This window comes from Chryseobacterium sp. 27AL (genome assembly GCF_057815395.1).
This window is the reverse complement of sequence record NZ_JBYRIW010000006.1, coordinates 135,987-143,124: the sequence shown is the minus strand read 5'-3', so window position 1 is coordinate 143,124 and position 7,138 is coordinate 135,987. Positions and strand designations below refer to the sequence as shown.

The following is a 7,138-nucleotide window of genomic DNA, read 5'->3' as shown; positions in this document are numbered from 1 at the left end:
GGTACTGGGTTGGAACGGAACAGCCTGGGCCCCTACTGCCAATGGAATAAGTACTACCCTGAACAACGGAAACATCTTAGTGGGGAACGCCTCTAATGTGGCCACGGCCGTAAGTCCGACAGGAGATATCACCATTTCCAATGCAGGAATAACTTCTATAGGCACAGGCAAAGTTACCACTGCACATCTTGCCAATAATGCGGTAACCGTTGCCAAACTCCCTGCAGGAGCTACTGCGACAACTTTCTTAAGAGGAGACGGAACATGGGTGACACCTACAGATACCAATACCACGTACACCGCCGGAACCGGACTCACCCTGACAGGCACTTCCTTCTCTGCAAATGATGCTACGGCAACGACAAAAGGGATTATACAACTGGCAGGAGATTTAGCAGGACCTGTTGCTGCCCCTACCATTGCAAGCAATGCAGTAACTTCTGCTAAAATAGCAGATGGTGCAGTAACAGCTTCAAAGCTTAACCAAATGTCTGCCACTTCAGGACAGGTATTGGGATGGAATGGCAGCAGTTGGGCTCCTACCGCCAGTGATAACACCAATGATGCCTGGATCAATGATACCACCAATGGTCTTGTAAAATTAGGGACAAAAGCAGATGGGACAGCCAGAGCAACAGGGACAGACTTCGTTGTAAAAGATAATGGGCAAGTCGGAATTGGAACTTCAACTCCTTTAACAACATTAGACACAAGACAAAATCCAGGTAATGCTTCTCCCGGCAGCGGTGCTATTGCAATTGGAGAAACTACCCAGACAGCAAGTACTGCTGGACCAGGAGCAATAAGATACAATACTTCTTCGGGAGGGCAGTTGGAATATAGTAATGGAACAAATTGGAATACTCTGACGAGTACTCCAAAAAAATCTTTGGTATATGGATACTTAACTTCGGGACAAACAGTAAACAACGGAAATGGCACTTTTGCAGTTACTGAAGAATTTGATCAAAATAATAATTTTGCTTCTAATACTTTTACAGTACCCAGAAATGGTAATTATTTCGTAACACTTTGTGCATTGACTAATTATTTATCATGGACTGGAGGTAATGAATTTTCTATTAGAGTTCATAAGAATGGAATTCCACAAGTTATTGGCTTTTGGATGGCTCCTAGTAGTGCTAATTGGTATGGAGGCACTTGTACGAGTGTGGCTATAAGCGCATCAGCTGGTGATCAGATTACCTTCGTATATTATAATGCAGGATCAGCAAAAACCTTAACATCTGATGGTTTCAATAAATTCTCCATACAGGAACTGTAGGCCATCCCTCCGTTGGTGAGGAATCTCAATCGTGCTGATTTTAATATAATGGAGATTCAGATGTGGTGTTTGGGCACGAGCGTGACACTTGCGCCATCAATACGATAAAGATTATATTAATTAATCCTAACCCTAACAGGATAAGAACCCTGTTAGGGTTTTAAATAACAATTTAATAACCATTTAAAAATAAACAACAATGGCAAACATATTACACAAAATCAAAGCGTATCTCTACGACAACACCTTAACCAAAGACAATCCCAATGATTTCATTGCCCGTACGGCAAGCGAGCGTTCTCTTTCTGTAAAGCAGATCTGTGAAGCCGCCGCCAGCCGCGGTGGTGCAGATGTTTCTGCGTCGGCAATGGAACATGCAACCGAGCTTTTCCTGAAAGAAATGGCCTACCAGCTTTGCGATGGCTTTTCAGTAAACACTGGTTACTTTACGGCAAGCACAACTATTAGAGGGGTATTCGACAGCCCTGCGGAGACTTTTAATAAAGAAAAGCACAGCATTATTTTCCAGTTTAACCAGGGAGAAAAGTTACGGGCTGAGATTCCAAACATTGAAGTAGACATTCTTGGCGTAGCAGAAGCTTCTGCGGTCATCTTACAGGTAACCGATGTTAAGAGTGGTTCGGTGAATGATCTGCTTACACCGGGAAGAAACCTGAAGATTGTCGGAAGTAAGATCAAAGTCGCAGGCGAAGATGCTTCGGTAGGGATCTATTTTGTAGATGTAGCAACCCAAGGCAGAACCAAAGTGGAGCAAAGTGATATTGTTACTAATAATCCTTCGGAGCTTATGGTCGTTATTCCTGTATTAGCAGCAGGCACCTATAATCTGGAAGTGATAACACAGTTCACCCAGGGTGCTCTTCTGAAAGAAGTACGAACGGCTACTCTTGATAAAGTACTTACCGTGGTGTAAGAGAAAAAAGAAGCGCTACAGTCAACACCGTGTTGACCGCCCGATCAAGGGTGCGTTGACCGCTCGGTCAAGGGTGTGTTGACCGCCCGAGTGTGGGTGTGTTGACCGTACGGAGGTTATTTAGTACCAAAGGCTCATCAGTGTAAGAGTCTATCATTCCATCGTAAAGATGGGTATTTTCATCAGTGTGTTACTCCGGTTGGGAAATCTTTCCCGGCCGGAGTTTTGGCTTCGGCTCCGCTCAGCCACCAATCCTTCAAGTGTACGCGGGCCTTCGAGAGCCTCAGGCGCCGCCATTCGACTACTTTTCGTCGTTCCATACAGCTATACTCTAAAGACACTCAATCCACTCTAAAACACTACAACTCCAATGGTGGCTGAGGCTCTCGAAGCCACCAGTCCTTCAACTCAAACCCTTCAACGCAACGGTGGCTGAGCGGAGCCAAAGCCACCATCAAACGTATGTCATTATTTGTATTACCATGATAATCGATAAGACTGCCAGAAGCAAATCATGGTTAAGCAAATGCTTTGCATTCCGATAGTGTAATAGACCACCCCGTCGCAAATTCCAATGGAATTTCCGCCACCAGTGCCTCAATATTTATAATTGATTTTTTGTTTCGGCGAATCTCGTCCCTCGATTTCCGGAGGAGGGGAATTTAGATTGTAAAACAGGCAAATAAAAAATCCTCAGAACATCTCTGAGGACTAAAAACTAATAACCGAGAATAAACAAGGGTTTCTATTCCACCTCAAAACTATTAATCAGAAATGAAATATTTTATGATTACGATCAAGCTTTGGTAGAAAATTATATTTTTTAACAAAAAAAGGAATAACATCTCTGCCATTCCTCATTACACACATTAAGATATAAATCATTAAAATTCGCGATAAAGATACCTCATCACTTGAAAATAAGGTATGACTGTGGTCAACCCTTTGAATTTATTCGGAATTGATTGAAGTAACAGGCTGTTAATGTATAATATATTCTTTGTAATTTTATATTTGACAAGCCGGAATATAGATATCGGTTCAGTTTAAGAGTTAATGACCATCAGCAAACGATATAATTAAAACCAATGAAAAAAGTAACAGGAATCGGAGGGGTTTTCTTTAAATGCAAAGACCCCAACGCAGTGAATGAATGGTACAAAACACATCTCGGATTTGATACCACGCCCTACGGAACAAGCTTTGAATGGCTTGAAAAAGATACCGGAAATACAGGCGTTACCCAATGGAATCCTTTTCCGGAAAGCAGCACGTACTTTAATCCCTCGGAAAAAGATTTTATGATCAATTACCGGGTAGATAATCTGGAATCTCTTGTCGCAGAGCTTAAAGAGCAGGGCGTTTCCATCGTCGATGAAATTGAATCCTATGACTACGGAAAGTTCGTTCATATTCTGGATATCGAAGGAAATAAGATTCAGCTTTGGGAACCGGCAGAGTAAAAAATGATAGGTTACTATGAATTACCAGGATGTCTCTACAGGTATCCTGTTTTTTATTGAGCTTCAGTGATCAAATCAATAGGAGTGGGCTTCAACCCACTTTCTATGATTAAAAGAAAAAAGGCTTTAGCCAAAACTTATCTTAAGTTTAGCTAAACTTTTATATTGTTCGTATTTTAAAATATGGATTGATGCTTCATTAATCAATACCACGAAAATTCATCTTGGTTTTTTTACTTAAAAATGGTATCTTGTAAATCTCACAAATACAGATAGAATTTAATGCTAGAAAAGAAAGAACACAATTACGAGAAAGCCGTTTTGGTAGGGGTCATCACACAGCATCAGGATGAGGATAAACTTCAGGAATATATGGATGAGCTGGAGTTTTTGGCGTACACCGCAGGGGCTACCGTAGACAGACGCTTTACCCAGAAATTGACACAGCCGGATTCCAGAACATTCATCGGAAGCGGTAAAGCACAGGAAATCAGAGAATATGTAAAAGAACACGAAATAGGAACTGTCATCTTTGATGATGAGCTGTCGCCGTCCCAGCTGAAAAACCTGGAACGCGAGCTTGAAGTGAAAATCCTTGACAGAACCAACCTTATCCTCGATATTTTTGCCCAGAGAGCCACAACCTCCTACGCAAGAACACAGGTGGAGCTGGCACAGTATCAGTATCTTCTGCCACGCCTTACCAGAATGTGGACCCACCTTGAACGCCAGAAAGGGGGAATCGGGATGAGAGGTCCGGGGGAAACGGAAATCGAAACCGACAGACGGATCATCCGCGACAGGATCTCCTTATTGAAAGATAAGCTGAAGACCATCGACAAACAGATGGCCACCCAGCGAAACAACCGCGGAAAGGTGGTAAGAGTAGCATTGGTAGGATATACCAACGTCGGAAAATCAACACTCATGAATGCGCTTTCAAAATCCGAGGTTTTTGCGGAAAACAAATTATTTGCAACCCTTGATACCACTGTAAGGAAAGTTGTGATCGGAAACCTTCCCTTCCTGCTTACCGATACGGTAGGGTTTATCAGAAAGCTTCCGACGCAGCTGGTAGAATCTTTCAAATCTACCCTTGATGAGGTACGTGAGGCAGATCTTCTGATCCACGTTGTGGATATTTCGCATGAAAGCTTCGAAGATCATATTGATTCGGTGAATCAGATCCTAATGGAAATCAATGCGCATCAGAAGCCCATGATCATGGTATTCAACAAGATCGATGATTTCAGCTACGAAAAGAAAGATGAGGATGATCTTACACCTTCCACCAAAAAGAATATTTCCCTGGAAGAATGGAAAAATACCTGGATGGCAAAATCTAAGTATCCGACCGTATTTATCTCAGCCCTTACGAAGGAAAATTTCCCGGAAATGAAAAGGATGATTTATGATGAGGTGATGAAAATTCATATTTCAAGATTCCCGTACAATGACTTCCTTTTCGAATATTTTGATAATGACGAGGAAGAAAACAACCCTGAAGAATAATGAAATATCATGTTTTCCTTTTACTGCTATTGGTCTCGGTTTTCAGCTTCGGGCAGAAGCCGAAGATCGATCTGAAGATGATCGGAAAGGATCTTAAAAACCAGCAGTCGCCCTACAATTATGAGAAGCTGATTTTTAAATATAAAGCCTATCCCAAATCGCTGGATACCATAGAATCTCAGCATCTGTATTACGGAAGAAATTTCAGGAATGACCTTGTTTCTACGATGGATGATGAGTTTAAAACGCTGGCAGAAGCTTTTAAGAACAAAAATTTTGATGAATGTATAAATAAAGGGAAAGTTCTTTATGAAAAAGACCCTACCAATCTTGATGTTCTGCTGATTCTGCTGCAGGCCTATGATTCTAAAAAGGACGGAGATAATTTCATGTATCACCTGAGCCAGTTTCGCACGCTTACAGATGGGATCAGAGGTTCCGGAGACGGTAAATCTGAGAAGACCGCATATCTCGTCAATTCAGTAGGTGACGAATACATTCTGCTGAATATCCTGAATCTCGGGCAAGAGTATTCACGAGGCTCTAAAGCGGCCCGGGATGGAATGTATGACATCTGGCAAAAAGACAATACTACCGTTTATATCAAAGTACTTTATATCGACTTTTAATACCCAAATAATAAAAACAGCTTAGTGGAATTATATTATTCATTTTCAGCTTTAATCGTTCTGGCATCCATATTTGCATACCTTAATTACAGATTCCTGAAACTTCCGAGTACCATCGGGATTATGGTGATCGCCATCGCGGTTTCTATATTTCTGGTTTCCTTCGGGGAAACGGTACTGCCGAGAACCTTTGGCCACCTTCATAACCTGATGAGCGGCATTGATTTTACGGAAGTGCTGATGGGGGCCATGCTGAATTTCCTTCTCTTTGCAGGAGGTATTCATATCAACATCGATGACCTGAAAGAGCAGCTGCGTCCCGTGCTGATATTTTCGACATTAGGGGTGGTGATTTCCACATTTGTAGTTGGTTTCGGGATGTTCTATCTGTTGCCTTTTTTGGGTATTGATCTCCCTTTTATCTATTGTCTGCTTTTTGGAGCACTTATTTCGCCTACCGATCCTGTAGCCGTGCTGAGTGTACTGAAGCAGGCCAACGTTTCAAAATCCCTCGAAACGAAAGTGGCAGGAGAATCTCTGTTCAATGACGGGATGGCTGTTGTGGTCTTTACTGTCGTTCTTCAGCTGGCCATCGGAAACAAAGTTGACCTTGGCGTTGAGAGCATCGGGCTGCTGCTGCTTAAAGAAGCCGGAGGCGGATTGTTGCTGGGTGTGATCCTGGGATGGGTGACCTCAAGGCTGATGCGTGAGGTAGATGATTATATTATTTCCGTGCTGGTAACACTTTCCGTGGTAATGGGTGGTTATCTCATTGCCCGCCAGATGCATATTTCCGGGCCTTTGACCATGGTAGCTGCAGGGTTGTTTATGGGTAATTTTAATGTTAAATTTAAAATGAAATCCATAACCCAGGATTACCTGATCAAATTCTGGGAGCTCATCGATGAAATTCTCAATGCGGTACTTTTCCTTTTCATCGGGTTTGAACTCCTTGTGATCAAAGATCTCAGTCACTTTATGATTCCCGGGCTTGCTGCTATTGTTGTGGTAATGATTGCCAGGCTGGTTTCCATTTATGGGCCTACGAAGTTTATGCGCAGGACCTTCAGTCCGCAAACGGTAAAGGTCCTGGTCTGGGGAGGAATCCGGGGTGGAGTTTCCATTGCGCTGGCACTTTCAATTCCTAAGAACGAATACAGCAATGTTGTTTTAAGCATTACGTATTGTGTAGTTGTTTTTTCTATTGTTGTTCAGGGACTTACAATTGCTAAAGTAGCCAATCCCAATAAGATCGCCAAAGAGGAACTGGAACTGGAAACAGTTACTTTAAATAATGAGGAATAAATTTTTGTGA

The 7,138-nt window shown here is 42.3% G+C and carries 6 protein-coding genes; all 6 read left to right on the top strand.

The annotated features are described in order from the left end of the window. Positions 1-1,285, top strand: a 1,285-nt coding sequence (locus tag AC3WV0_RS11580) for a hypothetical protein (protein WP_488846230.1), incomplete at its 5' end; no start/stop codon positions are given. 199 nt (positions 1,286-1,484) lie between these two features. Then, the gene (locus AC3WV0_RS11575) at positions 1,485-2,219 is read left to right on the top strand and encodes a DNA-binding domain-containing protein (RefSeq protein WP_488846229.1); all 735 of its coding nucleotides are present in this window, start codon (positions 1,485-1,487) and stop codon (positions 2,217-2,219) included. 1,088 nt (positions 2,220-3,307) lie between these two features. Beyond that, entirely contained in the window at positions 3,308-3,682 is a 375-nt protein-coding gene (locus AC3WV0_RS11570; RefSeq protein ID WP_090000515.1) for a VOC family protein, read from the top strand. A 282-nt stretch (positions 3,683-3,964) separates the two neighbouring features. Continuing rightward, positions 3,965-5,194: a GTPase HflX gene (gene hflX / locus AC3WV0_RS11565; protein ID WP_488846228.1), complete on the top strand. Its 1,230-nt coding sequence runs from the start codon at positions 3,965-3,967 to the stop codon at positions 5,192-5,194. After that, positions 5,194-5,823 (top strand): DUF4919 domain-containing protein, encoded by a 630-nt coding sequence (locus tag AC3WV0_RS11560; protein WP_488846227.1) that lies wholly within the window; start codon positions 5,194-5,196, stop codon positions 5,821-5,823. Before hflX ends, AC3WV0_RS11560 begins: the two co-directional genes overlap by 1 nt. 24 nt (positions 5,824-5,847) lie before the next feature. Further along, positions 5,848-7,128 (top strand): cation:proton antiporter, encoded by a 1,281-nt coding sequence (locus AC3WV0_RS11555; protein WP_488846226.1) that lies wholly within the window; start codon positions 5,848-5,850, stop codon positions 7,126-7,128. Positions 7,129-7,138: the final 10 nt, after the last annotated feature.

Excerpts from the sequence above, each read along its gene's own strand:
- AC3WV0_RS11575 (WP_488846229.1), top strand. The coding sequence starts at position 1,485 with ATGGCAAACATATTACACAAAATCAAAGCGTATCTCTACGACAACACC.
- AC3WV0_RS11570 (WP_090000515.1), top strand. The coding sequence starts at position 3,308 with ATGAAAAAAGTAACAGGAATCGGAGGGGTTTTCTTTAAATGCAAAGAC.
- hflX (WP_488846228.1), top strand. The coding sequence starts at position 3,965 with ATGCTAGAAAAGAAAGAACACAATTACGAGAAAGCCGTTTTGGTAGGG.
- AC3WV0_RS11560 (WP_488846227.1), top strand. The coding sequence starts at position 5,194 with ATGAAATATCATGTTTTCCTTTTACTGCTATTGGTCTCGGTTTTCAGC.